The organism is Mycobacterium sp. SMC-15 (assembly GCF_045310925.1).
Lineage (GTDB): Bacteria > Actinomycetota > Actinomycetes > Mycobacteriales > Mycobacteriaceae > Mycobacterium.
Genome location: NZ_JBJIAJ010000009.1, coordinates 220849 through 246436 on the forward strand (window position 1 = coordinate 220849; position 25588 = coordinate 246436).

Annotated in this window: 21 protein-coding genes and 1 pseudogene; 13 read left to right on the top strand and 9 right to left on the bottom strand. The window is 67.9% G+C overall.

The genetic code is table 11. From position 1 onward, the window contains the following. Positions 1–70: 70 nt before the first annotated feature. Complete coding sequence (locus ACJH71_RS15215) at positions 71–589, bottom strand: DUF1003 domain-containing protein (RefSeq protein ID WP_406758829.1); 519 nt, start codon at positions 587–589, stop codon at positions 71–73. After that, positions 586–1884 carry a magnesium transporter MgtE N-terminal domain-containing protein gene (locus ACJH71_RS15220; protein ID WP_406758830.1) on the bottom strand — a complete coding sequence of 433 codons (1299 nt, stop codon included), beginning with the start codon at positions 1882–1884 and terminating at the stop codon, positions 586–588. Before ACJH71_RS15220 ends, ACJH71_RS15215 begins: the two co-directional genes overlap by 4 nt. 24 nt (positions 1885–1908) lie before the next feature. Between ACJH71_RS15220 and ACJH71_RS15225 the strand changes: the two genes are divergently transcribed. Beyond that, positions 1909–2877: an HpcH/HpaI aldolase/citrate lyase family protein gene (locus ACJH71_RS15225; protein WP_406758831.1), complete on the top strand. Its 969-nt coding sequence runs from the start codon at positions 1909–1911 to the stop codon at positions 2875–2877. A 12-nt stretch (positions 2878–2889) separates the two neighbouring features. On the opposite strand, the gene ACJH71_RS15230 is transcribed toward ACJH71_RS15225, so the two are convergent. Further along, the gene (locus ACJH71_RS15230; RefSeq protein ID WP_406758832.1) at positions 2890–3486 is read right to left on the bottom strand and encodes a DUF4190 domain-containing protein; all 597 of its coding nucleotides are present in this window, start codon (positions 3484–3486) and stop codon (positions 2890–2892) included. 78 nt (positions 3487–3564) lie between these two features. Between ACJH71_RS15230 and ACJH71_RS15235 the strand changes: the two genes are divergently transcribed. The 6 genes from ACJH71_RS15235 to ACJH71_RS15260 all read left to right on the top strand — a co-directional run bounded on the left by ACJH71_RS15235 (position 3565) and on the right by ACJH71_RS15260 (position 9035). Then, positions 3565–4092, top strand: a complete 528-nt coding sequence (locus tag ACJH71_RS15235) for a general stress protein (protein ID WP_406758833.1) — start codon at positions 3565–3567, stop codon at positions 4090–4092. A 73-nt stretch (positions 4093–4165) separates the two neighbouring features. Beyond that, positions 4166–5587 carry an extracellular solute-binding protein gene (locus tag ACJH71_RS15240; protein ID WP_406758834.1) on the top strand — a complete coding sequence of 474 codons (1422 nt, stop codon included), beginning with the start codon at positions 4166–4168 and terminating at the stop codon, positions 5585–5587. Further along, a complete protein-coding gene (locus ACJH71_RS15245) occupies positions 5584–6465 on the top strand; it encodes a carbohydrate ABC transporter permease (protein WP_406758835.1) in 882 nt (293 codons plus the stop codon). The genes ACJH71_RS15240 and ACJH71_RS15245 overlap by 4 nt, the downstream gene beginning before the upstream one ends. Then, entirely contained in the window at positions 6462–7289 is an 828-nt protein-coding gene (locus tag ACJH71_RS15250; protein WP_406758836.1) for a carbohydrate ABC transporter permease, read from the top strand. The genes ACJH71_RS15245 and ACJH71_RS15250 overlap by 4 nt, the downstream gene beginning before the upstream one ends. A gap of 4 nt (positions 7290–7293) precedes the next feature. Next, positions 7294–8436 (top strand): ABC transporter ATP-binding protein, encoded by a 1143-nt coding sequence (locus ACJH71_RS15255; protein WP_406758837.1) that lies wholly within the window; start codon positions 7294–7296, stop codon positions 8434–8436. Then, complete coding sequence (locus tag ACJH71_RS15260; protein WP_406758838.1) at positions 8436–9035, top strand: suppressor of fused domain protein; 600 nt, start codon at positions 8436–8438, stop codon at positions 9033–9035. Before ACJH71_RS15255 ends, ACJH71_RS15260 begins: the two co-directional genes overlap by 1 nt. Positions 9036–9220: 185 nt before the next feature. Here ACJH71_RS15260 and corA read toward each other — a convergent pair whose 3' ends face one another. Next, complete coding sequence (gene corA / locus ACJH71_RS15265; protein ID WP_406758839.1) at positions 9221–10255, bottom strand: magnesium/cobalt transporter CorA; 1035 nt, start codon at positions 10253–10255, stop codon at positions 9221–9223. 173 nt (positions 10256–10428) lie between these two features. On the opposite strand from corA, the gene ACJH71_RS15270 reads away from it, so the two are divergent. After that, entirely contained in the window at positions 10429–11418 is a 990-nt protein-coding gene (locus ACJH71_RS15270; protein WP_406758840.1) for a malate dehydrogenase, read from the top strand. Here the strand turns inward: ACJH71_RS15270 and ACJH71_RS15275 are convergent. Next, positions 11415–11627, bottom strand: a pseudogene (locus ACJH71_RS15275) (helix-turn-helix transcriptional regulator); the annotation flags it as partial. The gene ACJH71_RS15270 and the pseudogene ACJH71_RS15275 sit on opposite strands and share 4 nt — an antisense overlap. A 318-nt stretch (positions 11628–11945) precedes the next feature. Here ACJH71_RS15275 and ACJH71_RS15280 point away from each other — a divergent pair. Together ACJH71_RS15280 and ACJH71_RS15285 are read left to right on the top strand one after the other, a co-directional pair. After that, positions 11946–13133: an NADP-dependent malic enzyme gene (locus ACJH71_RS15280; RefSeq protein WP_406758841.1), complete on the top strand. Its 1188-nt coding sequence runs from the start codon at positions 11946–11948 to the stop codon at positions 13131–13133. 8 nt (positions 13134–13141) lie between these two features. Next, positions 13142–13999, top strand: a complete 858-nt coding sequence (locus tag ACJH71_RS15285) for a glycine betaine ABC transporter substrate-binding protein (RefSeq protein WP_406758842.1) — start codon at positions 13142–13144, stop codon at positions 13997–13999. Positions 14000–14004: 5 nt separating this feature from the next. Here ACJH71_RS15285 and ACJH71_RS15290 read toward each other — a convergent pair whose 3' ends face one another. From ACJH71_RS15290 to ACJH71_RS15300, 3 genes are all read right to left on the bottom strand, one after another. Continuing rightward, the gene (locus ACJH71_RS15290) at positions 14005–14829 is read right to left on the bottom strand and encodes an SDR family NAD(P)-dependent oxidoreductase (protein WP_406758843.1); all 825 of its coding nucleotides are present in this window, start codon (positions 14827–14829) and stop codon (positions 14005–14007) included. Between the two features lie 171 nt (positions 14830–15000). Next, entirely contained in the window at positions 15001–18720 is a 3720-nt protein-coding gene (locus tag ACJH71_RS15295) for a multifunctional oxoglutarate decarboxylase/oxoglutarate dehydrogenase thiamine pyrophosphate-binding subunit/dihydrolipoyllysine-residue succinyltransferase subunit (protein ID WP_406758844.1), read from the bottom strand. 138 nt (positions 18721–18858) lie between these two features. Further along, on the bottom strand, positions 18859–19638 hold the full coding sequence (locus ACJH71_RS15300) for a hypothetical protein (RefSeq protein WP_406758845.1): 780 nt from the start codon (positions 19636–19638) through the stop codon (positions 18859–18861). A 298-nt stretch (positions 19639–19936) separates the two neighbouring features. On the opposite strand from ACJH71_RS15300, the gene ACJH71_RS15305 reads away from it, so the two are divergent. Beyond that, a complete protein-coding gene (locus ACJH71_RS15305) occupies positions 19937–21856 on the top strand; it encodes an MFS transporter (protein ID WP_406758861.1) in 1920 nt (639 codons plus the stop codon). A 9-nt stretch (positions 21857–21865) separates the two neighbouring features. Here the strand turns inward: ACJH71_RS15305 and ACJH71_RS15310 are convergent, their stop codons facing one another. Further along, a complete protein-coding gene (locus tag ACJH71_RS15310) occupies positions 21866–22435 on the bottom strand; it encodes an LppP/LprE family lipoprotein (RefSeq protein ID WP_406758862.1) in 570 nt (189 codons plus the stop codon). A gap of 121 nt (positions 22436–22556) precedes the next feature. Here ACJH71_RS15310 and ACJH71_RS15315 point away from each other — a divergent pair, with 121 nt between their 5' ends. Continuing rightward, on the top strand, positions 22557–24308 hold the full coding sequence (locus tag ACJH71_RS15315) for a DEAD/DEAH box helicase (protein ID WP_406758846.1): 1752 nt from the start codon (positions 22557–22559) through the stop codon (positions 24306–24308). Then, positions 24305–25444 (top strand): acyltransferase family protein, encoded by a 1140-nt coding sequence (locus ACJH71_RS15320; protein ID WP_406758847.1) that lies wholly within the window; start codon positions 24305–24307, stop codon positions 25442–25444. The genes ACJH71_RS15315 and ACJH71_RS15320 overlap by 4 nt, the downstream gene beginning before the upstream one ends. Positions 25445–25588: the final 144 nt, after the last annotated feature.

Sequence of the window (25588 nt, forward strand, 5' to 3'; positions counted from 1 at the left end):
GCTTCGTGAACTAGGTCACCATACCCAACGACGGTCCTGCTGATGACCGTTATCTGGTCCGCGTCACCGGTCAGGACGGCCGCTGCACGGACTCCGGGGCGGCGGGGTCGGGCTCCGGACGCAGGGTCTCCAGCAGTTCGCGGACCCGCTCGAGTTCGTGGTGCAGGTAGTCGCGAGTGGCGACCTCACCGACCGCCAGCCGCAGGGACGCCAGCTCCCGGGCCAGGTACTCGGTGTCGGCTTTGGTCTGCGCGGCACGGCGGCGGTCCTCGTCCAGGCTGACCCGGTCACGGTTCTCCTGCCGGTTCTGGGCCAGCAGGATCAGCGGAGCGGCGTAGGCGGCCTGGGTGGAAAAGGCCAGGTTGAGCAGGATGAACGGATACGGGTCCCACTTCAGGCTGACCGCGTACACGTTCAGCAGGATCCAACCCACCACCAGCACGGTCTGAATGGCCAGATAGCGCCCGGTGCCGAAGAACCGCGCCACCGATTCGGTGAACCGGCCCAGCGCGTCGGGATCCATATTCAGGCTGGGCAGCCGTGAGGTGCGGGGCGTGGAGAGCCGCTGTGATGTGGAGCGGTCGGTCACGACGGCCTCCCGGCGAGTTTCGGCCCCAGGTCCGGTTCGGGTGTTTCGCGCCAATCATCCGGCAGCAGGTGGTCCAGCACGTCGTCCACCGTCACCGCGCCCAGCAGGTGATTCTGCTCGTCGAGCACCGGCCCGCAGACCAGGTTGTAGGCGGCGAAGTAGCGGGTCAGCTCCGCCAACGACACCTCCGGGTTCAGCGCCGGCAGGTCGGAGTCGACGAACCCGCCGATGAGTTCGGCCGGTGGCACCCGCAGCAGCCGTTGCAGCGCGACACAGCCCAGGTAGCGCCCGGTCGGGGTGGCGGTCGGGGCTCGGGTCACGAAAACCAGCGACGACAGCGCCGGGGTGAGGTCGGGGTCGCGCACCCGGGCCAGCGCCTCGGCGACCGAGGTGTCGGCGGTCAGCACCACCGGGTTGGTGGTCATCAACCCGCCCGCGGTGTCGGGGGAGTGCTCCAGCAGTCGGCGCACCGGATCGGAGTCGTCGGGGTCCATCCGCGCCAGCAGGGCTTCGGCTTCGGTCGGGTTCATCACGCCCAACAGGTCCGCGGCGTCATCGGGGTCCATCTCCTCCAGGACGTCGGCGGCCCGATCGGCGCCCAACTGGCCCAGCACGACGGCCTGACGTTCCTCGGGCAGCTCCTGCAGGATGTCGGCCAGCCGTGCGTTGTCCAGCGCGTTGATCACCTCGTAGCGCCGCTTGGGCGGCAGCTCGCGGATAGCGTCGGCAACCTCGATCGGCCGCCAGCCCTCGAACTGCTGCAGCAGCTGCGCAACACCCTGTCCGGGCATCGCCAGTGCCGATGGGGTCAGGCCCTGCACGTTGTGCCAGTCCACGATGTGTACGGAGGCGCGCCGGCCCAACCGCCGCGAGTGCCGCACCGCGATCCGTGTCACCAGCCAGTCGCGGGTGCGGCTCTGTTCGATGGCCAGGTCGGTGATCGCCACATCGACGCCGGCCAGTTCCGGCAGCTCCGGGTCGGTGACCCGGACCTTGGTGTCCAGGACCTGGCCGAGCACCAGTGCCTCACCGGGCCGCTGGTTGAACTTGCGCAGGGACACCGTTCCGGTGTTGAGGGTGACCGCGTTGGGTTCGATCGACGCGACCCGCAGAATCGGCACGAAGATGCGTCTGCGGGTGGGCAGTTCGACTACCAGTCCCAGGACACGCGGCTGCTGGCGCACGATGCTGAGACTGACCACCACATCGCGGACCCGGCCCACGGATTCGCCGAACGGGCCTAGCACCAGCATCCGCGCAAGCCGCGCTGCGTAAACCCTGTTGCTCGACGCCATGGTTGAAAGGGTAGGAGTATTTAGGTGACCAACGTGTATCGCCCCCGCCGTACTTGCCTGTCGGTACCTGGCAGCAGCCAGAAGATGATCGACAAGGCCAAGGGCCTATCCGCAGATGAGGTCTTCCTCGACCTGGAGGACGCCGTCGCTCCAGCGGCAAAAGAGCAGGCCCGGACCCTGGTCGCCCAAGCGTTGACCGCGCGAGACTGGACGGCGCCGCTGCTCGGGGTGCGGGTCAACGACTGGACCACCCCGTGGACGCATGCCGACCTGATCGAGGTGGTCTCGGCGGTTGGTGCCGCTGGTAGCCGACTCGACGTGATCGTGCTGCCGAAGGTGTCGGACGCCTCGCATGTCCAGGCCCTCGATCTGCTGCTCACCCAGCTGGAGACCATCCACGGCCTGCCGGTCGGGCAGATCGGTGTCGACGCCCAGATCGAAGACGCCCGCGGCTTGATGAACATCAACGCGATCGCCGCAGCGCCGCGAGTGCAGGCCTTGGTGCTCGGACCGGCCGACCTGATGGCCAGCCTCAACACCCGCACCCTGGAGGTCGGCGAGCAGCCCGAGGGATACACCGAGGGCGACGCCTACCACCACGTTCTGATGACGATCCTGGTGGCGGCGCGCGCCCACGGGGTCGCCGCCGTCGACGGGCCGTATCTGAAAGTGCGTGACGTCGAGGCCTTCCGGCGGGTGGCCGGCCGTTCGGCCGCACTCGGGTACGACGGCAAATGGGTGCTGCATCCCGACCAGATCGCGGCGGGCAACGAGATCTTCAGCCCGCGTCAGTCCGAGTACGACCACGCCGAGCTGATCCTGGAGGCCTACGCGTGGCACACCTCGCACGCCGGCGGTGCTCGCGGTGCGGTGATGCTCGGTGACGAGATGCTCGACGAGGCCAGCCGCAAGATGGCGTTGGTGGTGGCGGGCAAGGGCCGGGCGGCCGGAATGCGCCGTGAGGCACCGCCGTTCACGCCGCCATCGGGCTAGCGGGGTGGGGGCCTAGTTCAGGGCGATCATCGCGAGGATGAACGAGAGCGTCACGGCGACACCGCCTATCGCGGTTCCGGCCACCGCCATGCCGTGACCGGCCTCACCGGTCGACTTGATCTGGCTCAATGCCACGCCCCCGAGGATGACACCGGCCACCCCCAGTGGCCAGAACACCAGGCCGAGCAGCGACACGATCAGGGAGCTGACCGCCAGGACGTTGGTCTTCTGCGCCTGGCCCGGATTGAAGTAGCTGCCCGGATACGGCGCGCCGTATCCCGACGGGGGGTAGCCCGGGGGATTGCCGTAGCCCGGCGGCGGGTATCCGGGAGGGGCGCCGAGTCCCGGGTATTCGCCCGGGGCGGGAGGTGTGGGTGGCAGGTAGCCGCCGGGCGGCAGGTAATTGCCCGGCGGTGGGGGCGGCGGATAACCGGCCGGAGGCGGCGGGGGGAAGCCGGGCGGCGGATAGCCGGGTGCCGGCGGGTAGCCCTCGAACCCCGACGGGTAGGGCCAGCCGCCCTGGTCGGGCGCGGGTGCACCCGGGTCGGCCCAGGGCTGGTCGGGATTGCCTCGCGGATTCTCGCCAGAATCCCCGCCGGGAGCTGTCATGCTGTTCAACCTAGCCGATGCACCGCGGCCGGCTTGTCGTCCGACAGCCGCTTCCCGGAGCGAGGAGAGAGAAATCCCATGACCAGCCCCTTTCAGCCCGGACAGACTCCCGATCCTCTCGGTGCGGCAAGTGCGCCGGGGCGCCGTGATGTGGGCCGGCTGCCGACCCCGCCGAAAGGCTGGCCGATCGGGGCGTACCCCACCTACGCCGAGGCCCAGCGCGCGGTGGACTACCTGTCCGACCAACAGTTCCCGGTGCACCAGGTGACGATCGTCGGTGTCGACCTGATGCAGGTCGAGCGGGTCACCGGCCGGCTCACCTGGCCCAAAGTGCTGGGCGGCGGCGTGCTGACCGGTGCCTGGCTGGGCCTGTTCATCGGCCTGGTGCTGGGCATCTTCAGTGAAAACCCGACCCAGGCGCTGGTGACCGGCCTGATCGCCGGGGTGTTCTTCGGTTTGATCACCTCATCGGTCCCGTACGCGATGGCCCGCGGTACAAGGGATTTCAGCTCGACCATGCAGCTGGTTGCGGGCCGCTATGACGTGCTGTGCGATCCGCAGAGCGCCGAGCAGGGCCGGGATCTGTTGGCGAAGCTGACGCTCTGACTGCGCGTTGTTGCGTAGCGCCCTCGGGCGGCCTTACCGTCGTGGCACGAAACGGCAACGGGAGGCGGGTGGCGTGGCGAGTCGGCGCGGTCGCGTACGGCGGCTGGGCGCGGCTGCGCTGACCGCACTGACCGTTGCGTCGGCCGGATCGGCCTGCGGTTCGTCCGGGCCGGGCGCCGGTATACCGGTGATCAGCGTCTACACCCCGGCCAATGACACCGCGACGTTCCGGGTGATCGCGGCGCGCTGCACCGAACAGGCCGGCGGCCGGTACCGGGTGCAGCAGTTCAGCCTGCCGCGCGCCGCGGACGATCAGCGCCTACAGCTGGCGCGCCGGCTGACCGGCAATGACCGCACCTTGGACGTGGTGGGCCTGGATGTGGTGTGGACCGCCGAGTTCGCCGAGGCCGGCTGGGCGTTGCCGCTGGCTGAGGACCCGGCCGGCAAGGCCGAGGCCGACGCCGCCGACGACACGCTTCCCGGCCCGCTCGCGACCGCCCGCTGGCACGATCGGCTCTATGCCGCACCGCTGGTAACCAACACCCAATTGCTTTGGTACCGGCCGGATTTGATGAAATCGGCGCCGTCCACCTGGGAGGGCATGGTCGCCGAGGCGGCCCGCTTGCACGCCGCGGGCCAGCCCAGCTGGATTGCGGTGCAGGCCAAGCAATACGAGGGCTTGGTGGTGTGGTTCAACACCCTGCTGGAAAGCGCCGGGGGGCGGGTCCTGGGCGACGACGGCAAGACCGTCACCCTCACCGACACCGCTGAGCACCGGGCCGCCACCGTCGCGGCGCTGAAAGTCATGAAGGCGGTGGCGACCGCTCCGGGTGCCGACCCGTCGATCACCCAGACCGATGAGGGCACCGCCCGACTCGCATTCGAGCAGGGCAAGGCGGCGCTGGAGGTCAATTGGCCCTTCGTGCTGCCGTCCATGCTGGAGAACGCCGTCAAGGGCGGGGTGGGGTTCCTTCCGCTGCAAGGGCGTTCGGACCTGGCCGGCAGTATCAACGGCATCGGCGCTTTCGCGCCGAGCGACGAGCAGTACCGCATTGCTTATGAGGCCAGCCGCAACGTGCTCGGGTATGCGCCGTATCCGGCGGTGCTGCCGGGACATCCGGCCAGGGTGACACTCGGTGGATTGAACCTGGCGGTGGCCAGGACCACCCGGCATCGTGCCGAGGCGTTCGACGCGGTGCGCTGTCTGCGAAATGCGGCGAACCAGAAGTATGTCGCGATCGAAGGGGGGCTGCCCGCGGTGCGCGCCTCGGTGTATGCCGACCCGCAGTTCCAAGAGAAGTACCCGCAGCACAACGTGATCCGTCAGCAACTCACCGACGCCGCGGTGCGCCCGGTGACACCGGTCTATCAGGCGGTGTCGACCCGGATATCGGCGACGCTGGCGCCCATCAGCGCCATCGACCCGGAGCGCACCGCCGATGAGCTCACCGTGCAGGTGCGCAAGGCCATCGACGGTAAGGGACTCATCCCGTGACCCGCGCCGATGACGTCCGTTCACAGCGCCGGCTCGCGGTGGCGCTGGTCGCGCCGGCGGTGATCCTGATGCTGGCCGTGACGGCCTACCCGATCGGTTATGCGATCTGGCTGAGCCTGTTGCGCTACAACCTGGCCACCCCCGGGGACACCTCCTTCGTCGGCCTGGCCAACTATCAGACCACCCTGACCGACTCGTATTGGTGGACCGCGTTCGCGGTGACGCTGGGTATCACCGTGGTCTCGGTGGCCTTCGAATTCGTCTTCGGCCTGGCGCTGGCACTGGTGATGCACCGCAGCTTGTTCGCCAAGGGGATGGTGCGCACGGCGGTGCTGGTGCCCTACGGCATCGTCACGGTGGCGGCCGCCTACAGCTGGTATTACGCCTGGACTCCGGGGGCCGGTTACCTGGCCAATCTGCTGCCCACCGGGAGTGCGCCGCTGACCCACCAGTTGCCGTCGTTGGGGATCGTGGTGCTGGCCGAGGTGTGGAAGACGACGCCGTTCATGGCGCTGCTGCTATTGGCCGGGCTGGCGCTGGTGCCCGAGGAACTGCTCAAGGCGGCCCAGATGGACGGTGCCGGCGCCTGGCGGCGGTTGGTCACCATCATTCTGCCGATCATGAAACCGGCGATCCTGGTGGCGTTGCTGTTTCGCACGCTGGACGCGTTTCGGATCTTCGACAACATCTACGTGCTCACGGGCGGCTCCAACAGCACCGGCTCGGTGTCGATCCTGGGCTACGACAACCTGTTCAAGGGATTCAACGTGGGCTTGGGGTCGGCGATCTCGGTGTTGATCTTCATCTGCGTGGCACTGATCGCGTGGGTGTTCGTCAAGGTGTTCGGTGCCGCGGCGCCGGGGTCGAGCCAGAAATGACCGAGCTTCGCCGCCGCACCGCGTGGCTGATCATCGACCTGGTAGTGGTGCTCTACGCGCTGGTCCCGGTGCTGTGGATCTTCTCGTTGTCGCTCAAACCGACGTCAACGGTCAAGGACGGCAAGTTGATTCCTTCGTCGGTGACCCTGGACAACTATCGCGGCATCTTCGCCGGTGATGTGTTCGGCTCGGCGCTGATCAACTCGGTGGGCATCGGCCTGATCACCACGGTGATCGCGGTGGTGATCGGCGCAATGGCCGCCTATGCGGTGGCGCGCCTGGACTTCCCCGGGAAGCGGCTGCTGGTCGGGGCGGCCCTGCTGATCGCGATGTTCCCCCAGATATCTCTGGTGACACCGATTTTCAACATCGAGCGGGCCACCGGGCTGTTCGACACCTGGTTGGGTTTGATCATTCCCTACATCACGTTCGCGCTGCCGCTGGCGATCTACACCCTCTCGGCGTTCTTCTCCGAGATTCCGTGGGACCTGGAGAAGGCCGCCAAGATGGACGGCGCCACTCCCGGTCAGGCGTTCCGCAAGGTGATTGCGCCGCTGGCGGCGCCGGGCATCGTCACCGCCGCGATTCTGGTCTTCATCTTCGCGTGGAACGACCTGCTGTTGGCGTTGTCGCTGACGGCCACCAAGGCCTCGGTCACCGCGCCGGTCGCGATCGCCAACTTCACCGGCAGTTCGCAATTCGAGGAGCCGACCGGATCGATCGCGGCGGGTGCCATGGTGATCACCGTGCCGATCATCGTCTTTGTTCTAATCTTCCAACGACGGATCGTGGCGGGACTGACCTCCGGCGCGGTGAAGGGATAAGCCGATGGCAGAGATCGAACTCGTCCACATCACCAAGAGCTACCCCGATGGCGCGGTGGCGGTGAAGGATCTGTCGCTGAGCATCGCCGACGGGGAGTTCATCATTCTGGTGGGGCCCTCGGGCTGCGGAAAATCCACCACGCTGAACATGATCGCCGGTCTGGAGGAGATCTCGTCGGGGGAGTTGCGCATCGGGGGCCAGCGCGTCAACGAACGTGCACCCAAGGACCGCGACATCGCGATGGTGTTCCAGTCCTACGCGCTCTATCCGCACATGTCGGTGCGGCAGAACATCGCTTTCCCGCTGACCCTGGCCAAGATGAAGAAGCCGCAGATCGCCGAAAAGGTGGCGGAGGTGGCCCGAATCCTGGACCTGAGCGAGCTGCTGGATCGCAAGCCGTCGCAGCTCTCCGGCGGCCAGCGTCAACGCGTCGCGATGGGGCGGGCGATCGTGCGGCACCCCAAGGCATTTCTGATGGACGAGCCGCTGTCTAACCTCGACGCCAAGCTGCGGGTGCAGATGCGCAGCGAGATCGCCCGGTTGCAGCGCAGGTTGGGCACCACCACCGTCTACGTCACCCATGACCAGACCGAGGCGATGACGCTCGGCGACCGGGTGGTGGTGATGCACGGTGGGATCGCCCAGCAGATCGGCACGCCCGACGAGCTCTACGAGCGCCCCGCCAACCTGTTCGTCGCCGGATTCGTCGGCTCTCCGGCGATGAACTTCTTCCCGGGCACGCTGACCGCGAGCGGCGTGCGGCTGCCGATCGGGGAGGTACCGCTCGACGCGGCGACTCGCGAGGCGATCGGCAGGCATCCCGCACCTGCCGGCGGTGAGGTGGTCATCGGGGTGCGTCCGGAGCATCTCGGCGATGCCGCCCTGCTCGACGACGCCGGGCGCGGTGCCGCGGTGCGGTTCGCGGCCCGTGTCGATCTCGTCGAATCGCTGGGCGCGGACAAGTACCTGTACTTCACCCCGAACGTATCCGGCGACGCGCCCGCCGAAAACGATCTGGTGGCCAGGGTTCCCGCGGCGTCGAAGGCGTCCGGCGGGCAGCCGATCGAGCTGGCCCTGCAGCCCGACAACGTGGTCGTGTTCGACGCCAAGACCGGGGTGAACCTGACCGTGCCGCCGGCCGCGTGATGAGCGACGATCTGGATCGGGTGCGTGAGCATGTCCGGCGGCACTTCGCGGACGTCGCCGAGCCCGACGCGGCGCGGGTGACGTTTCTGGGTGTCGAGCCCATCGAGGTGTTGCGGTTCGGGCCCGGACCCGACCGGATGGTGCACTACGTCTCGGCGGGCTGCTCGCGTCACCCCATGGGTGACCCCGGCCAGCTGCTGGCCGACCCGGTGCACGGCCCCCGGGCCGAAATCGTTGTGAGCCTGCGTTCTTCGGGTTCTGACACCGGGCTGGCCCGCAGCCTCGCTGCGGTAGCGGCCGCGCCGGTGGTCGAAGGGGTGGTGCTGGTGCCCGATGCACTGATCGATCTCGGGGGGCCGCTGTGGACCGGGCCTTCGGGTCCGGTGCCGTTCACCGCGGTGCTGCTGGGCGACAGCGACATCGCCGAGTTGGCGTTGGCCCCGCCGCGAGAGCCGGTGCGGTTTTTGTCGGCCATCCCGATCACCGCGACCGAGGCCGCATGGGTGCGGCTCAAGGGCGCCGAGGCCATGCGGGAGGCCTGGCGCTCCGACGGTGTGGACGTCTTCGATCCGGCCCGCCCCGCGTCCGCGCCGGCCTAGCGGCGTGTTCCCTCCGGCGAGCGGGCGTGTTTGTACACCGACACGCCGAGAAATCCGTGCAACTGTGCACGCTCGCACCCGGGTGTGAGCGTGCACAGTTGCACAACCGCAGCGGCGTGTCGGTGTACAAACACGCCCCCTCGCGGGGATGAGCCCTCGCGGGGATGAGCCCTCGTGGGGATGGCTCAGAGCCAGCCGTTGCGGCGGAACGCGCGGTAGAGCATCGCGGAGATCACGCCCATGCCCGCCACCACCATCGGGTAGCCGAACGCCCAGTGCAGCACCGGCATGCGGTCGAAGTTCATGCCATAGATTCCGGCGATCATGGTCGGGACGGCGATGATGCCGGCCCAGGCCGACATCTTGCGCATGTCGGTGTTCTGTTGCATGCCCACGCGTGCCAGGGCGGCCTGCACCAGCGAGCTGAGCAACTCGTCGTATCCGGCGATCTGCTCGGCGGCACGGGTCTGGTGGTCGGCGACGTCACGCAGGTAGCGCCGCACCTCTTTGGAGATCAGATCCCGGTATACGGTCTGCATCCGCTCGAAGGGCACGGACAGGGGTGCGACCGCGCGCCGCAGCTCGACGACTTCGCGCTTGATCTGGTAGATCGGTTCGACGTCGGTGCGGGCGCCCGGCGCGAACGCCGCCTCCTCGATGACGTCGATGTCGCTTTCCATGAGGTTGGTCACCTCGACGTAGCGGTCCACCACATAGTCGGCGATGGCATGCATCACCGCGAACGGCCCCAGTCGCATCTGCTCGGGATCGGTGTCCATCCGCTTGCGGACGTTGGCCAAGCCGCTGTGCTCACCGTGCCGGACGGTGACCACGAAGTTCTTGCCGACGAAGATCATGATCTCGCCCGTTTCGACGATCTCGCGCGGCAGCACCGCCGATTCGTGCGGCACATAGTTGACGGTCTTGAGTGCCAAGAACAGGGTGTCGTCGTAGCGCTCCAGCTTGGGCCGCTGATGTGCCTGAACAGCGTCTTCGACGGACAGCGGGTGCAGTTGGAAGGTGGTGGCCACGCCCTGCATCTGCGCCTCGCCCGGCTCGTGCAATCCGACCCAGACGAACGCCTCTCGGCCACCCGCCTCGAGCTCGCGCACCTTGGCCCGCGCGCCGGCGGGGGTGAATTCGCCGGGAATTCGCTCGCCGTCTGCATAGACACCGCAGTCGACCAGCACTCGGGGTGTCGGGTCTTGCAACGCCGTCATGGCCGATCTCCCTCCGGCGCAGGTGCCGGTCAAATGCTACGCGTCCGGAGCCAACGTGCACGGTGAGCGCGATGCAGGGCCGGAGGTCCCCGAGTTTCGATGACGACGCCGGTGCGCTAGTTTCGAGCCGGACCAAACCCAGACCAGTCGAACTCGTTCGAGGAGCACTTGACGTGAGCAAAACCCCACTCAAGGTGGCCGTCACCGGCGCCGCCGGCCAGATCGGCTACAGCCTGTTGTTCCGCCTGGCCAGCGGCTCGTTGCTGGGCCCCGACCAGCCGATCGAACTGCGCCTGCTGGAGATCGAGCCTGCCCTCAAGGCGCTCGAGGGTGTCGTCATGGAACTCGACGACTGTGCCTTCCCGCTGCTGTCGGGTGTGCAGATCGGCTCGGACGCGAACAAGATCTTCGACGGCGTGAACTTGGCGCTGCTGGTGGGCGCCCGCCCGCGCGGCCCGGGCATGGAGCGCAGCGACCTGCTCGAGGCCAACGGCGCGATCTTCACCGCGCAGGGCAAGGCCCTCAACGCGGTCGCGGCCTCCGACATCCGGGTGGGTGTGACCGGCAACCCGGCCAACACCAACGCGCTGATCGCGATGACCAACGCCCCCGACATCCCCAACGAGCGTTTCTCCGCGCTGACCCGCCTGGACCACAATCGGGCGATCTCGCAGCTGGCCGCCAAGACCGGCGCCAAGGTCACCGACATCACCAAGATGACGATCTGGGGCAACCACTCCGCGAGCCAGTACCCGGACCTGTTCCACGCCGAGGTCGGTGGGCGTAACGCCGCCGAGGTCGTGAACGACCAGGCCTGGATCGAGAACGACTTCATCCCCACGGTCGCCAAGCGTGGCGCGGCGATCATCGACGCCCGTGGCGCCTCGTCGGCCGCCTCCGCCGCGTCGGCCACCGTCGACGCTGCGCGGAGCTGGTTGCTCGGCACTCCCGACAATGACTGGGTGTCGATGGCCGTGGTCTCCGACGGCTCCTACGGTGTGCCGGAGGGCCTGATCTCGTCGTTCCCGGTCACCACCAAGAACGGTGACTGGAGCATCGTGCAGGGCCTGGAGATCGACGACTTCTCCCGCGGCCGGATCGACGCCTCGACCGCCGAGCTGGCCGAGGAGCGCGAGGCTGTCACCGGACTGGGCCTGATCTAAGGTCTTGGGCCCGGCGGGCCGACCTCCTGCGCCAGCTGTACGCGGGAGGTCAGCCCCCGCTTGGTGTAGACGTGGGTCAGATGCGTCTGCACGGTGCGCGCTGAAACGAAGAGCCGAGCGGCAATGTCCTTGTTCGGCGGTCCTTCGCCGACCAATCGGGCGACGTCGACGTCGGTTGTGGTGAGCGAGGTCCAGCCGGGTTTGCTTCGTAGTGGTCCCGCTCAGCCCGCTCGGGTTCGCCTCGAGCAAACGCAAGGCGCCCACGCGGTATTCGGTCCCATGATCCGGTACCAGCCCGTCGCTGCGGAGACGCCGTCATCGGCCCCTTGCTGTGCCGCAGGAAGATCGCCGAGCACTAGCGCAGTTTCGGCTCGGCGCCAAGCGGAATATGGCGGCAACCTGGCTGTAGACGCCGATGTGATGCCGGCAAATCATCAGCGAAAGCGCGTGGCTGCGCATGCGGGATGCCTTGGCTGCCCCCAGCCGATCGAAAGAATGTAAAACCAGCGCAGTACCCTGGCCTATCGATGCCCGAGAAACTTGCGAACATGGCCAACAGCTCGCCGATCGTCATCGGAGACGAAGAGATCTTCGAAGCCCACACGGGCGGGAAGATCTCAGTCGACCTCAAAACCCCGTTGGACAGCCAGCGCGCGTTGTCGATCGCCTACACCCCGGGTGTGGCGCAGGTCAGTCGCGCCATCGCCGCGGACCACACGCTGGCGGCCCGCTACACCTGGGCGCACCGGCTGGTGGCCGTGGTCAGCGACGGTACGTCGGTGCTCGGGCTGGGTGACCTCGGGCCGACGGCGTCGCTGCCGGTGATGGAGGGCAAGGCCGCGTTGTTCAAGACGTTCGCCGGCCTGGACTCCATTCCGATCGTGTTGGACACCAAGGATCCGGACGAGATCGTCGAGACGCTGGTGCGGCTACGCCCGTCGTTCGGGGCGGTCAACCTGGAGGACATCTCGGCGCCGCGCTGCTTCGAGATCGAGCGGCGTGTGATCGAGGCGCTGGACTGCCCGGTGATGCATGACGACCAGCACGGCACCGCGATCGTGGCGTTGGCGGCTCTGCTGGGTGCGGCCAAGGTGCTCGACCGCGACATTGCGTCGCTGCGAGTGGTGGTCTCCGGTGCCGGCGCCGCGGGTGTGGCCTGCGCGAACATCCTGCTCTCGAGGGGCATTTCGGAGATGATCGTGCTGGATTCGCAGGGTGTGCTGCACCCGGAGCGCTCCGGCATGAACGACGTCAAGCTGGAGCTGGCGCAGCGGACCAATCCTCGTGGCCTGACCGGCGGCCTGGCCGAGGCGCTGGCCGGCGCCGACGTCTTTCTGGGCGCATCCGGCGGGGTCGTGCCGGAGGAGCTGATCGCGACGATGGCTCCGGGCGGGGTGGTGTTCGCGCTGTCCAACCCCGACCCCGAGATCCACCCCGACCTGGCGGCCAAGTACGCGGCGGTGGTGGCAACCGGTCGCAGCGACTTCCCCAACCAGATCAACAATGTGCTGGCCTTCCCCGGGGTGTTCCGTGGTGCGCTGGACGCCGGTGCGCGCCGCATCACCGAGGCGATGAAGTTGGCTGCAGCAGAGGCGATTTTCTCCGTCGTCGCCGACGAGCTGGCCCCCGACCGTATCGTGCCCAGCCCGCTGGATCCCCGGGTCGAGCCGGCTGTAGCGGCCGCCGTCGCGGCGGCTGTCGACTCCGGGTCGTAGAGCGCACGGTGCCCCGGCCGCGAGGACATCAGCTGCGCCGCCTGGCGCTCGGATGGGCGGCCGTGCTGATCGCCGGTTGTGCTGCCCACCCGGGGCCGTCGTCGTTGAGCGTGGGAATGTCGCCGGATCCGCAATCGCAGGTACTGGGCCACCTGTATGCGAGCGCCCTGCGCGGTGCCGGTGCCGCGGTGCGGCTTGAGGCCGTTGCCGATCCTGTTGCCGGGCTGGATGCGGGGGAGTTGACTGTCGTTCCTGGTCTCACCGGCCGCTTCTTGGCGATGTTCGCCCGCGATTCCGCAGCCCGCTCCGACCGGGGTGTCTACTGGGCGTTGGCCGGCGCGCTGCCGGAGGGTCTCGCGGTCGGTGACTACGCCATGACCGCCGAGGACAAGCCCACATTGGCCGTGACGAAGGCGACCGCGACCGCGTGGGGCGACACCGACCTGGCCGCGCTCGTCAGACATTGCACCGGGTTGACGGTAGGAGCTGTCGCGGGTGCGCGGGCGCCGAATGTGGTGGGCCGTTGCAGCCTGCCGATGGTGCGCGAATTCCCTGATGAGGCAGCGCTGTTCGCTGCGTTGCAGGCCCGTCAGATCATCGCAGCGTGGACCAGTACTGCCGATCCCGACGTGCCCAAAGGCGCTGTGCTGCTCGCCGACGCAAGTCCCGCGTTGGTGCGCGCCGAGAATGTGGTGCCGCTGTATCGCCGCAATGAGTTGACCGAAGCCCAGCTGCTGGCGATCAATCAGGTGGCCGGCGTGCTGGACACCGACGCTCTGATCGACATGCGCCGACAGGTGGCCGCCGGTGCCGACCCGCAGGTCGTCGTGGACGCCTTCTTGGACGAGCACCCGCTGGGCAGATAGCGGACCTACTGTGGCCTGAGTTTGGGGATGCCGAACGAGAACAGGCGTTGGTAGCGCGAGCCCAAGATGCGCACCAGCAGGTCCAAAATCCGCGCGTCGTTTCCGATGAGCACGCGGGCCCGGTTCTTGCTGACGCCGTCGAGGATCACTCGGGCGGCCTCTTCGGCGGTGGTGGAAGCCAGTTTCCGGTCGAAGAAGTCGGCCATGGCCGCGGCGTCCAGACCTTCGGCGACGGTGGCGTTGCGGGCGATGGCGGTCTTGATGCCGCCCGGGTGCACCGTGGTCACGTTGACCGGGTGCTTGTTGATGGCCATCTCCTGGTTCAGCGCCTCGGTGAAGCCGCGGACCGCGAACTTCGCCGCGTTGTAGGCGGCCTGGCCGGGCATGGACAGCAGCCCGAACAAACTGGAGATGTTGATGACGTGTCCGTCGCCGGATTCGATCAGGTGCGGCAGGAAGGCCTTGGTGCCGTTGACCACGCCCCAGAAGTCGACGTCCATCACCCGCTCGATGTCCTTGAACGGGCTGATCTCGACGTCGCCACTGAACGCGATGCCGGCGTTGTTGTAGATCTGGTTGACCTTGCCGAAGTGTTCCTTGACCTCTTCGGCGTAGGCCAGGAACGCTTCCCGCTCGGTGACGTCGAGGCGGTCGGCCTTGACCCGCACGCCTAGCGCGGTCAGCCGGCGCTCGGTCTGAGCGAGCCCCTCGGTATCGACGTCGCTGATCGCCAGCTGCGCTCCCGCGCGGGCCAGCTCGATGGCCAGCGCTTGACCGATACCTGAACCGGCACCGGTGACGACGGCGACCTTTCCGGCGAATCCCTGCATGTGCTCTCCCCGCGGTCGGTGGACCACACGAGCCTATCCGGTACCGCCGGTACCGGGTTGATCGGCCTCGGTGAGCGTGCGCAGTTGTACTGAATCACGCGGCGTGTTGCGTACAAACACGCACGCTCGCAAGCGGGCGGTACCCCCAGCTCGCCGGGTGGTGACGGTGCCTCAGCCGAACGCCGAGTCGATGATCTCCTGCTGCTCGACCGCGTGCACCTTCGACGACCCCGACGACGGCGCCGACATCGCCCGCCGCGAGATCCGCTTGACCCCGGTCAGCTTCTCCGGCAGCAGCTCCGGCAGCTCCAGGCCGAACCGTGGCCACGCGCCCTGGTTGGCCGGCTCCTCCTGCACCCAGAAGAACTGCTGCGCGTTCGGGTAGCGGTCCAGGGTTGCGGCGAGGCGGCGCTTGGGCAGCGGGGCCAGCTGTTCGATCCGCACGATCGCGATGTCGTCGCGCCCGTCCTTGGCCTTGCGGGCGACCAGCTCGTAGTAGAGCTTGCCGCTGGTCATCAACACCCGGGTGACCTTGTTGCGGTCGCCCACGCCGTCCTCGTAGGTGGGCTCCTCGAGCACCGAGCGGAACTTGACGTCGGTGAAGTCCTTGACGTCGCTGATCGCCGCCTTGTTGCGCAGCATCGACTTGGGGGTGAACACGATCAGCGGACGCTGGATCCCGTCGAGTGCATGGCGGCGCAGCAGGTGGAAGTAGTTCGACGGCGTCGAGGGCATCGCAATCGTCATCGAGCCCTCCGCCCACAGCTGCAGGAACCGCTCGATGCGCCCGGAGGTGTGATCCGGGCCCTGGCCCTCGTGGCCGTGCGGCAGCAGCAGCACCACGTTGGACAGCTGGCCCCACTTGGCTTCGCCGGAGCTGATGAACTCGTCGATGATCGACTGTGCGCCGTTGACGAAGTCACCGAACTGCGCTTCCCAGAGCACCAGGGCTTCGGGGTTGCCGACGGTATAGCCGTATTCGAAGCCGACGGCGGCGAACTCGGACAGCGGCGAGTCATAGACCAGGAACTTTCCGCCGGTCGGGGTGCCGTCGGCGTTGGTGGCCAGCAGCTGCAACGGGCTGAACTCCGCGCCGTTGGCCTGGTCGATGATCACCGAATGCCGCTGCGAGAAGGTGCCGCGGCGGGTGTCCTGCCCGGACAGCCGGATCAGCTTGCCTTCGGCGACCAGCGAGCCCAGTGCCAGCAGCTCGCCGAACGCCCAGTCCACCTTGCCCTCGTAGGCCATCTCGCGGCGTCGCTCCAGCACCGGAAGGACGCGCGGGTGCACGGTGAAGCCCTCGGGGATCGCCATGAAGGCGTCGCCGATGCGGGCCAGCATCGCCTTGTCGACCGCGGTGTTCAGTCCGCGCGGTACCTGTTGCTCGGACTCCACCGACTCACTCGGCAGCGCGGCGTGCTTCTCCAGTTCGCGGATCTCGTTGAACACCCGTTCCAGCTGACCGTGGTAGTCGCGCAGCGCGTCCTCGGCCTCCTTCATCGAGATGTCGCCGCGGCCGATCAGGTCTTCGGTGTAGCTCTTGCGAACACCGCTCTTGGTGCCGATCACGTCGTACATGTAGGGGTTCGTCATCGACGGGTCGTCGCCCTCGTTGTGCCCGCGGCGGCGGTAGCACAGCATGTCGATGATGACGTCCTTGTGGAACTTCTGCCGGAAGTCCACCGCCAGCCGGGCCACCCAGTCGCAGGCTTCCGGGTCGTCACCGTTGACGTGGAAGATCGGCGCGCCGATCATCTTGGCCACGTCGGTGCAGTACTCGCTGGAACGCGAGTAGTCCGGCGCCGTGGTGAAACCGATCTGGTTGTTGACCACGATGTGGATGGTGCCGCCGACCCGGTAGCCGGGCAGCAGTGCCATGTTCAGCGTCTCGGCGACCACGCCCTGGCCGGCAAACGCGGCGTCGCCGTGCAGCATCATCGGCACGACTGAGAACGGCGGGTCTTCGTCGGTGCCCAACGCGCCCCGGCCCAGCAGGTCCTGACGCGACCGGACCAGCCCCTCGAGCACCGGGTCGACGGCCTCCAAGTGTGACGGGTTGGCGGTCAGCGACACCTGAATGTCGTTGTCGCCGAACATCTGCAGGTACACCCCGGTGGCGCCCAGGTGGTACTTGACGTCGCCGGAGCCGTGCGCCTCGGCTGGATTGAGGTTGCCCTCGAACTCGGTGAAGATCTGCGAGTACGGCTTGCCGACGATGTTGGCCAACACGTTGAGCCGGCCGCGGTGCGGCATGCCGATGACGACCTCGTCGAGGCCGTGCTCGGCGCACTGGTCGATGGCCGCGTCCATCATCGGGATGACGGTCTCGGCGCCTTCGAGGGAGAACCGCTTCTGGCCGACGTACTTGGTCTGCAGGAAGCTCTCGAACGCCTCGGCGGCATTGAGCTTGCTCAGAATGTACTTCTGCTGCGCCACAGTCGGTTTGACGTGCTTGACCTCGACGCGTTCCTGCAGCCACTGCTGCTGCTCGGGCTCGAGGATGTGGGTGTACTCCACACCGACGTGGCGGCAGTAGGCGTCGCGCAGGACCGACAGGATCTCGCGCAGCTTGCGGAAGTCACCGCCGGGCAGGCCCTCGACCTTGAATTCGCGGTCCAGGTCCCACAACGTCAGGCCGTGACTTTGCACGTCCAGATCGGGGTGGCTACGGAATCGGGTGTTGTCCAGGCGCAGTGGGTCGATGTCGGCCATCAGGTGCCCGCGGTTGCGGTAAGCCGCGATCAGCTCGACGACGCGGGCGTTCTTGTCGACCACCGAGTCCGGGTTGTCCGTGCGCCACCGCACCGGCTCGTAGGGGATGGACAGTTCGAAGAAGATCTCGTCCCAGAACGCGTCCGACAGCAGCATCTCGTGCACTGTGCGCAGGAAGTCACCCGATTCCGCGCCCTGGATGATGCGGTGGTCATACGTCGAGGTCAGGGTGATGACCTTGCCCACCCCGAGCTCGGCGATGCGCTGCTCGCTGGCGCCCTGGAACTCGGCGGGGTATTCCATGGCGCCGACGCCGATGATCGCGCCCTGCCCGGCCATCAACCGGGGCACCGAGTGCACCGTGCCGATGGTGCCGGGGTTGGTCAGCGAAATGGTCACGCCGGCGAAGTCCTCGGCGGTGAGCTTGCCGTCGCGGGCCCGGCGCACGATGTCCTCGTAGGCGTCGACGAACTGTGCGAAGCGCAGCGATTCCGAGCCCTTGATGGCGGCCACCACCAAGGAGCGCTTGCCGCCGGCACCCTGCAGGTCGATGGCCAGCCCGAGATTGGTATGGGCTGGTGTGACCGCATTGGGCTTGCCGTCGACCTCGGCGAAATGCCGATTCATGTTGGGGAACTGCTTGACCGCCTGCACGATCGCGTAACCCAGCAGGTGGGTGAAGGAGATCTTGCCGCCGCGGGTCCGCTTGAGCTGGTTGTTGATGACGATGCGGTTGTCGATCATCAGCTTGGCCGGCACGGCCCGCACGCTGGTGGCCGTCGGTACCTCCAGGGAGGTGGACATGTTCTTGACCACTGCCGCCGCGGCGCCGCGCAACACCTGAAGCTCGTCGTCGGCGAGCGGCGCGGGAGCCTGGGAGGCGGCGGGCTTGGCGGCTGGGGCCGCCGGCGCCGGGGCCGGCTTGGCGGCCGGGGCCGGCGCGGCCGGGGCGGCTGGGGCTGCCGGTGCCGCGGGGGCGGGAGCTGCAGGCGCGGGGGGAGCCGGTTGCGCAGGCGCAGCCGGCCGGGCCGCGCCGTCTACGCGTTGTGCGTCGGGGGAGTAGTCGGCCAGGAACTCGTGCCAGCTCGGATCCACGGAGGAGGGATCCTCGCGGAATTTGCGGTACATCTCCTCGACTAGCCACTCGTTCTGACCGAAGGGTGAACTGATACCGCTCACGACAGCTTCTCGCCTCGATTCCTGGTCGTTCGGCGTGGCACTTGCGCCCGCGCCCGCCTGCCTTACAAAGGCTAGCCCCTCGGAGATATTCCGCCAGGCGCGCGGCCGATTGTCCGCCGGCCGCGATCCAGCCGACGGCTATGCGGAGTGGGCGTCACCGTCGTGCAGGGCGGGCACCAGGTGCAGGTTCACCGGCCAGCGGCGGGCCGGGGGACCGAACGCCGTGCGGGCGTTGCCGATGATCTTTTTGCCCATCAGGCGATTCCCGATGGCGCCGATCAGCGCCCCCAGGCCGACGGGCAACAGCTTGCCGAACGCCAGCGCTCCGCGGCGCAGGGTGAAGCGCTTGACGAAGTACCGCAGCAGCCGTGAGTTCAACTCCTTGACCGCCGGAAGCGGGAGCGCGGCCACACCCGCCGAACCTTCGGCGAGCCACGCTCCGCTGGTGCGGCCCGGGCCGAGCAGGTCGGCGAGCGCGCCCTTGCCCTGGTCGCCCACCAACACCGCCAGCACCAGCGCGCGGCGCCGATCCCGGTTATCCACCGGAATGCCGTGGACCTCGGCGACGGACAGCACGAAGAACGCCGTGGCCTCCAGGAAGACCGCGGTCTCCCCGGCAACCGCGGACAGCGCCATCAGGGTGCCGATCGCCGGCACCGCCGCGGTGGCGCCCACCGCGGCGCCGCTGGCCGTCGCCGCTGCCAGGAATCGCTTCTCCAGCTTTGCGATGACCTGTGCCGGGTCGGCATCGGGGTCACTTCGGCGCAGTCGTTCCACATAGGCCCGCACCGCCGGGCCCTGCACCCGCTCGCTGCGCTCGATGACCCGCGCCAACACCCGGGCCGCCATGGTGGGCTTCTCTTCGTCGAAGGTCGGCGCCGGAGCCTGCGCCGGCCGTCGCCGTCGAAAGATGCCCATCGTTGCCTCCCGTTTCGACTCGGTGGTGTTCAGGCTAACGCGCTGGTGATTGTTTACCCGTTTCACCGGTTGTGACCGTCACTTCGCAGCGAACAGCGCCGCGGCGATCCGAGTTGTTCCCGGCATCATCTGTCCGTAGCGTCGGATGAGGTGGCCTGGTGCCCCGAACAGCACAGCGCAGCGATGGGAGGGGCGGCGCTTGAGCAGCACGTACGACGACCCGGAGCGCGCAGTTATCGCACGTTCCGGTCCGGCGCGCTCGGCTGATCCGGTCAACCCCTGGAACGCCTTGTGGGCGATGATGCTCGGCTTCTTCGTGATCCTGGTGGACTCCACGATCGTGGCGGTCGCCAATCCGAGCATCATGGCGGCGCTCGACATCGGCTACGACACGGTGATCTGGGTTACCAGCGCCTACCTGCTGGGCTACGCGGTACCGCTGCTGGTCGCCGGTCGTCTCGGTGACCAGTTCGGGCCCAAGAACCTGTACCTGATCGGGCTGGCGGTGTTCACCGCGGCGTCGCTGTGGTGCGGCCTGGCCGGCGGCATCGAGATGCTGATCATCGCCCGGGCGGTCCAGGGCGTCGGCGCCGCCCTGCTGACCCCGCAAACCCTGACGGTGATCACCCGCACCTTTCCTCCGGAACGGCGCGGCGTGGCCATGAGTGTCTGGGGAGCGACCGCCGGGGTTGCGACGCTGATCGGGCCGCTGGCCGGCGGCGTGCTGGTGGACCGGCTGGGCTGGGAGTGGATCTTCTTCGTCAACGTCCCGATCGGCGCCATCGGCCTGGTCTTGGCCATCGTGTTGATCCCCGAACTGCCGGTTCATCGTCATCGTTTCGACCTGCTCGGCGTCACGCTGTCGGGGGTCGGGATGTTTCTGCTGGTCTTCGCCCTTCAGGAGGGCGAGTCTCAGGGGTGGGCACCGTGGATCTGGGCGCTGATCCTCGGTGGCATCGGCTGCATGGCGGCCTTCGTCTACTGGCAGGCAGTCACCCACGGCGAGCCGTTGGTTCCGCTGCACATCTTCCGCGACCTCGACTTCGGGTTGGCCAATATCGGTGTGGCCGTCATCGGGTTCGCCGTCACCGGGATGGTGCTGCCGGTGATGTTCTATGCGCAGGCGGTCTGCGAGATGTCACCGACCCGGTCCGCCCTGCTGACCGCCCCGATGGCGATCGCCAGCGGAGCGCTGGCCCCGGTGGTGGGAAAGATCGTCGACCGCGCCCATCCCCGGGCGGTGGTCGGATTCGGCTTTTCGGTGCTGGCGATCGGGCTCACCTGGCTGTCCATCGAGATGACCCCGCTGACCCCCATCTGGCGGCTGGTGCTGCCGTTCGCGGTGATCGGGGTCGGAATGGCGTTCATCTGGTCGCCGCTGGCGGCCACCGCCACCCGCAACCTTCCGCCGCATCTGGCCGGTGCCGGTTCCGGGGTCTACAACGCGACGCGCCAGGTCGGGGCGGTGCTGGGCAGCGCGGGCATGGCAGCGTTCATGACGTCGAGGATCGCCGCCGACCTGCCGCCGATGCCGGGCGGTCTGCGCCCCGAGCACGCTTCGGCGGTATTGCAGCTGCCCGAGTTCCTGCACGAGCCGTTCGCGGCGGCGATGTCCGAGGCGACGCTGTTGCCGGCATTCGTCGCGCTGTTCGGCGTGGTCGCCGCGCTGTTCATGGTCGGCTATGTCATCGACCCGGCCCGCCGCACGAGCGGGCGGAGTGACCACGCCCGCGATTTCGACGACTTCGATAGTTTCGACGACTTCGATGGCCCCGACGATTTCGACGAGCTCGACGACCTCCCCGATAACGCCAGAGTCCCCGAACGCGTCAGCCTGCCCCGACACTTCCACGCCCTGACTGCCGAACGCGACGTCGACAAACGGACCGAGCCGATCCCGGTCGTCGTCGCACCCAGGGCCCCTGGGGCCCGTCGTCCGCAGGAACCCGCCACCGAGCCGCTGACCGTCGAGATCCCCCGGGCGGCGCCGACGGTGATTGCCGAGCCCGAACCGATATCACTGCACCACAACGGCTTTGATGTCGATGCAGGGCGGCGCGATTTTCGTCCGCTGGCCAACGGGACTCCGGTGCCCGACGTGCTGGCCAAATTCGGGATCACCGGCAACAGTTCGACCCGCCGAAATCGGCACTATCGGGAGGATCCCGACGACACCGACGCCATCGGGCGGCACTCGCGGCGCGACAGCTGGTTCTAAAGCGACCGGCTACCGGGTGGTGTTGCCGACGATGTCCACCCCGGTGCCGTTCCAGTGGAATTTCACGATCCCGGCCAGCCCCGGTATGCCGCTGGCGTTTCGCAGGGCCACCGTGTCGCCGGTGGACTGCGCCAGGTCGATGCCGCTGAATCCGTAGGTGTCCGGCACCGCTTGGGCAAGGAACTCGCCGAGGTGAAACAGCACCGCGCGCGTACTCGGGTGGTCGGCGTTGGTGTTGGCCTTGACGATCACCGCCGAGATGTCGGCACACGCGCTGTAATTGCCGGCCAGCGGCTCCGGGCTCCACGGTTGCTTGCTGCGCGGGTCGTGGGGCAACTCGGAGACGGCCTTGGCGATCGCCGGGGCGGCCAGGTTGACCGCACACGGATCGGCGGGGGACGGGCGGCTCGACGGTGCCGGCGCCGTGGCGGCGGGCGCCTCAGGTGGTGCGGCAGCCGGGCTGCTGTTCTCCGGGGTCTTGGCGACGGTGGAGTCGCCCGAACCACAACCGGCCAGCAGAGCTGCGGCCAGCGCGGCGATCGCTACTGACGGTTTGGCGGCACCTGGCACACCGGGCACCGTACCGTCGACCGGCCGGCGGCCCGGGGAGGCGTGGCCGATCACCGATGTCGGGTCTGCCACTGCCGGCGATCAACAGTGGCGCTAGGCGGGCCTCTTTGCCCGTAGACTGCTAAACGCTATGACCTCGCCTGATGCCCCCGCTGAGCCGTTCCCGGACACCACTGGGTCCCTCGTTGACCCGCCCACCCCAACTTTCGCCGACCTGCAGATCCATCCCTCGGTCCTGAAGGCCGTCGTCGACGTCGGCTATGAGACGCCCTCGGCGATTCAAGCCGCCACCATCCCGGCCCTGCTGGAGGGTTCCGACGTGGTCGGACTGGCGCAGACCGGGACCGGCAAGACCGCCGCGTTCGCCATTCCGATCCTGTCGCGCATCGACACCACCAGCAAAGCCACCCAGGCGCTGGTGCTCGCGCCCACCCGCGAGTTGGCGCTGCAGGTCGCCGAGGCATTCGGGCGCTACGGTGCGCATCTGCCCCGGATCAACGTGCTGCCGATCTACGGCGGCGCGTCCTACACGGTGCAGCTTTCCGGGCTCAAGCGCGGCGCGCAGGTCGTGGTCGGTACTCCCGGCCGGGTCATCGACCACCTGGAACGCGGCAGCCTGGACTTGTCGCACCTGGATTACCTGGTGCTCGACGAGGCCGACGAGATGCTGCAGATGGGTTTCGCCGAGGACGTCGAGCGCATCCTGGCGGACACCCCCGAGTACAAGCAGGTCGCCTTGTTCTCGGCCACCATGCCCTCGGCCATTCGCCGCATCACCAGCCGCTACCTGCATGACCCGGTGGAAGTCACCGTCAAGGCGAAAACCACCACGGCGGAGAACATCACCCAGCGCTACATCGAGGTCGCCGGGCCGCGCAAGATGGACGCCCTGACCCGGGTGCTCGAGGTCGAGCCCTTCGAGGCGATGATCGTGTTCGTCCGCACCAAGCAGGCCACCGAAGAGGTCGCCGAAAAGCTGCGCGCCCGAGGGTTTTCCGCGGCGGCGATCAACGGTGACATCGCGCAGGCGCAGCGGGAACGGACCATCACCGCACTGAAGAACGGCAACATCGACATCCTGGTCGCCACCGATGTCGCCGCCCGCGGACTCGACGTCGAACGCATCTCCCACGTGGTCAACTACGACATTCCCAACGACCCCGAGGCCTATGTGCACCGGATCGGGCGCACCGGGCGGGCCGGGCGCTCGGGAACCGCGCTGCTGTTCGTCAACCCGAGGGAACGCCACCTGCTCCGGTTGATCGAGAAGGTGACTCGGCAGAAGCTGGTCGAAGCGGAGCTGCCCAGCGTCGACGACGTCAATGCTCAGCGGGTCGCCAAGTTCGCCGACGCGATCACCAACCACCTCAGTGCGTCGGGCATCGAGTTGTTCCGCCGCCTGGTCGAGGACTACAGCCGCGAGCACAACGTGCCGATGGCCGACATTGCCGCCGCACTGGCGCTGCAGTCCCGCGACGGCGAGGCGTTCCTGATGGTGGAGCCGCCGCCGGACAAGCGGCGCGAACGCGTCAAGTCGGATCGCGATGGCGGGCGGGACGACCGCAAAGGCGACCGCAAGGGCCCCCCGAAGGACGGGTTCGCCACCTACCGGATATCGGTCGGCAAACGTCACAAGGTCAACCCGGGCGCCATCGTCGGGGCGCTGGCCAACGAGGGTGGCTTGCACCGCAGCGATTTCGGCAACATCAGCATCAAGGTGGACCACTCGCTGGTCGAGCTGCCGGCCAAACTCTCCGGCAAGACTCTCAAGGCGTTGGAACAGACCCGAATTCAGGGCCAGCTGATCAATCTGCGCCGCGAGCGGCCGTCCGGCAAACCCGATCGTCGCGGCGAAGGTGGGTTCCGGAAACGGACCGAATGATCTTGCCGCGCGACGAGGTCGCCCAGGGCGGGCTCGAGCAGGTCGCTGGGGTGGATCGGGTCGCGTCGCTGACCGGCGTGCGTGCGGTCGCCGCGATCCTGGTGGTCGGCACCCATGCGGCCTACACCACCGGCAAGTACACCCACGGCTACGCGGGGTTGCTGGGTTCCCGGATGGAGATCGGGGTGCCGATCTTCTTCGTGCTCTCCGGTTACCTGTTGTTCCAGCCGTGGGTGCGGGCCGCCGCACTCGGGCGGCCGGACCCCTCGGTGCGGCGCTACGCCTGGCACCGGGTGCGGCGCATCATGCCCGCCTATGTGGTCACGGTGCTGCTGGCCTACGTGATCTACCACTACCGCACGGCGGGCCCGAACCCTGGCCACAACTGGATCGGGTTGTTGCGGAACCTCACGCTGACCCAGATCTACGCCGACAACTACATGTTCGGTTACCTGCACCAGGGACTCACCCAGATGTGGAGCCTCGCAGTCGAAGTCGCCTTCTACGTGGTGCTTCCGCTGCTGGCCTATGCAACAGTGGTCTGGCTGTGCCGACGGCAGTGGCGGCCGGGGCTGTTGTTGGCCGGGCTCGCGGCGGCGGCAGCGATCACACCGGCCTGGTTGACGCTCGTACACACCACCGACTTTCTGCCCGACGGTGCCCGACTGTGGCTTCCGGGTTATCTGGCCTGGTTCGTCGCCGGAATGATGCTGACGGTGCTGCAGGCGATGGGCGTGCGCTGCTACGGCTTCGTGGCGATTCCGTTGGCGCTGATCTGTTATCTCATCGCGTCCACGCCGATCGCCGGGGAACCCACCACGTCACCGGCCAAGCTGTCCGAGGCCCTGGTCAAGGCCGGTTTCTACGCCGCTATCGCCGCCTTGATGGTGGCGCCGCTGGCGTTGGGCAACCGCGGCTGGTACGCACGGCTGCTGGCGAGCAGGCCGATGGTGTGGCTCGGGGAGATCTCCTACGAGATCTTCCTGGTGCACCTAGTGCTGATGGAGGTGGTGATGGTGGAGGTGCTGCGCACCCCGGTCTATACCGGGTCGATGCTGGCGCTGTTCGTGGTCACCATGGTGGTCACGGTGCCCGTCTCGTGGCTGCTGCACCGGCTCACCCGGGTGCGGAGTTGAGCCGCCCCGGCGACGGCGCGGTCTCTCGCCCTCCCGCCGAACGTGAAGTTGTCTTCACGCTCACGGGGGCAGATTCATACGGTCAGTGCAACATCCATTGATCTGGGGGTTGTCATGCCGAGTGGGTATCCGCATTCGTTGGCG

Excerpts from the sequence above, each read along its gene's own strand:
- ACJH71_RS15260 (WP_406758838.1), top strand. The coding sequence starts at position 8,436 with ATGAGCGACGATCTGGATCGGGTGCGTGAGCATGTCCGGCGGCACTTC.
- ACJH71_RS15230 (WP_406758832.1), bottom strand. The coding sequence starts at position 3,486 with ATGACAGCTCCCGGCGGGGATTCTGGCGAGAATCCGCGAGGCAATCCC.
- ACJH71_RS15315 (WP_406758846.1), top strand. The coding sequence starts at position 22,557 with ATGACCTCGCCTGATGCCCCCGCTGAGCCGTTCCCGGACACCACTGGG.
- ACJH71_RS15320 (WP_406758847.1), top strand. The coding sequence starts at position 24,305 with ATGATCTTGCCGCGCGACGAGGTCGCCCAGGGCGGGCTCGAGCAGGTC.
- ACJH71_RS15290 (WP_406758843.1), bottom strand. The coding sequence starts at position 14,829 with ATGCAGGGATTCGCCGGAAAGGTCGCCGTCGTCACCGGTGCCGGTTCA.
- ACJH71_RS15235 (WP_406758833.1), top strand. The coding sequence starts at position 3,565 with ATGACCAGCCCCTTTCAGCCCGGACAGACTCCCGATCCTCTCGGTGCG.
- ACJH71_RS15280 (WP_406758841.1), top strand. The coding sequence starts at position 11,946 with ATGCCCGAGAAACTTGCGAACATGGCCAACAGCTCGCCGATCGTCATC.
- ACJH71_RS15250 (WP_406758836.1), top strand. The coding sequence starts at position 6,462 with ATGACCGAGCTTCGCCGCCGCACCGCGTGGCTGATCATCGACCTGGTA.
- corA (WP_406758839.1), bottom strand. The coding sequence starts at position 10,255 with ATGACGGCGTTGCAAGACCCGACACCCCGAGTGCTGGTCGACTGCGGT.
- ACJH71_RS15305 (WP_406758861.1), top strand. The coding sequence starts at position 19,937 with ATGATGCTCGGCTTCTTCGTGATCCTGGTGGACTCCACGATCGTGGCG.
- ACJH71_RS15220 (WP_406758830.1), bottom strand. The coding sequence starts at position 1,884 with ATGGCGTCGAGCAACAGGGTTTACGCAGCGCGGCTTGCGCGGATGCTG.
- ACJH71_RS15255 (WP_406758837.1), top strand. The coding sequence starts at position 7,294 with ATGGCAGAGATCGAACTCGTCCACATCACCAAGAGCTACCCCGATGGC.
- ACJH71_RS15300 (WP_406758845.1), bottom strand. The coding sequence starts at position 19,638 with ATGGGCATCTTTCGACGGCGACGGCCGGCGCAGGCTCCGGCGCCGACC.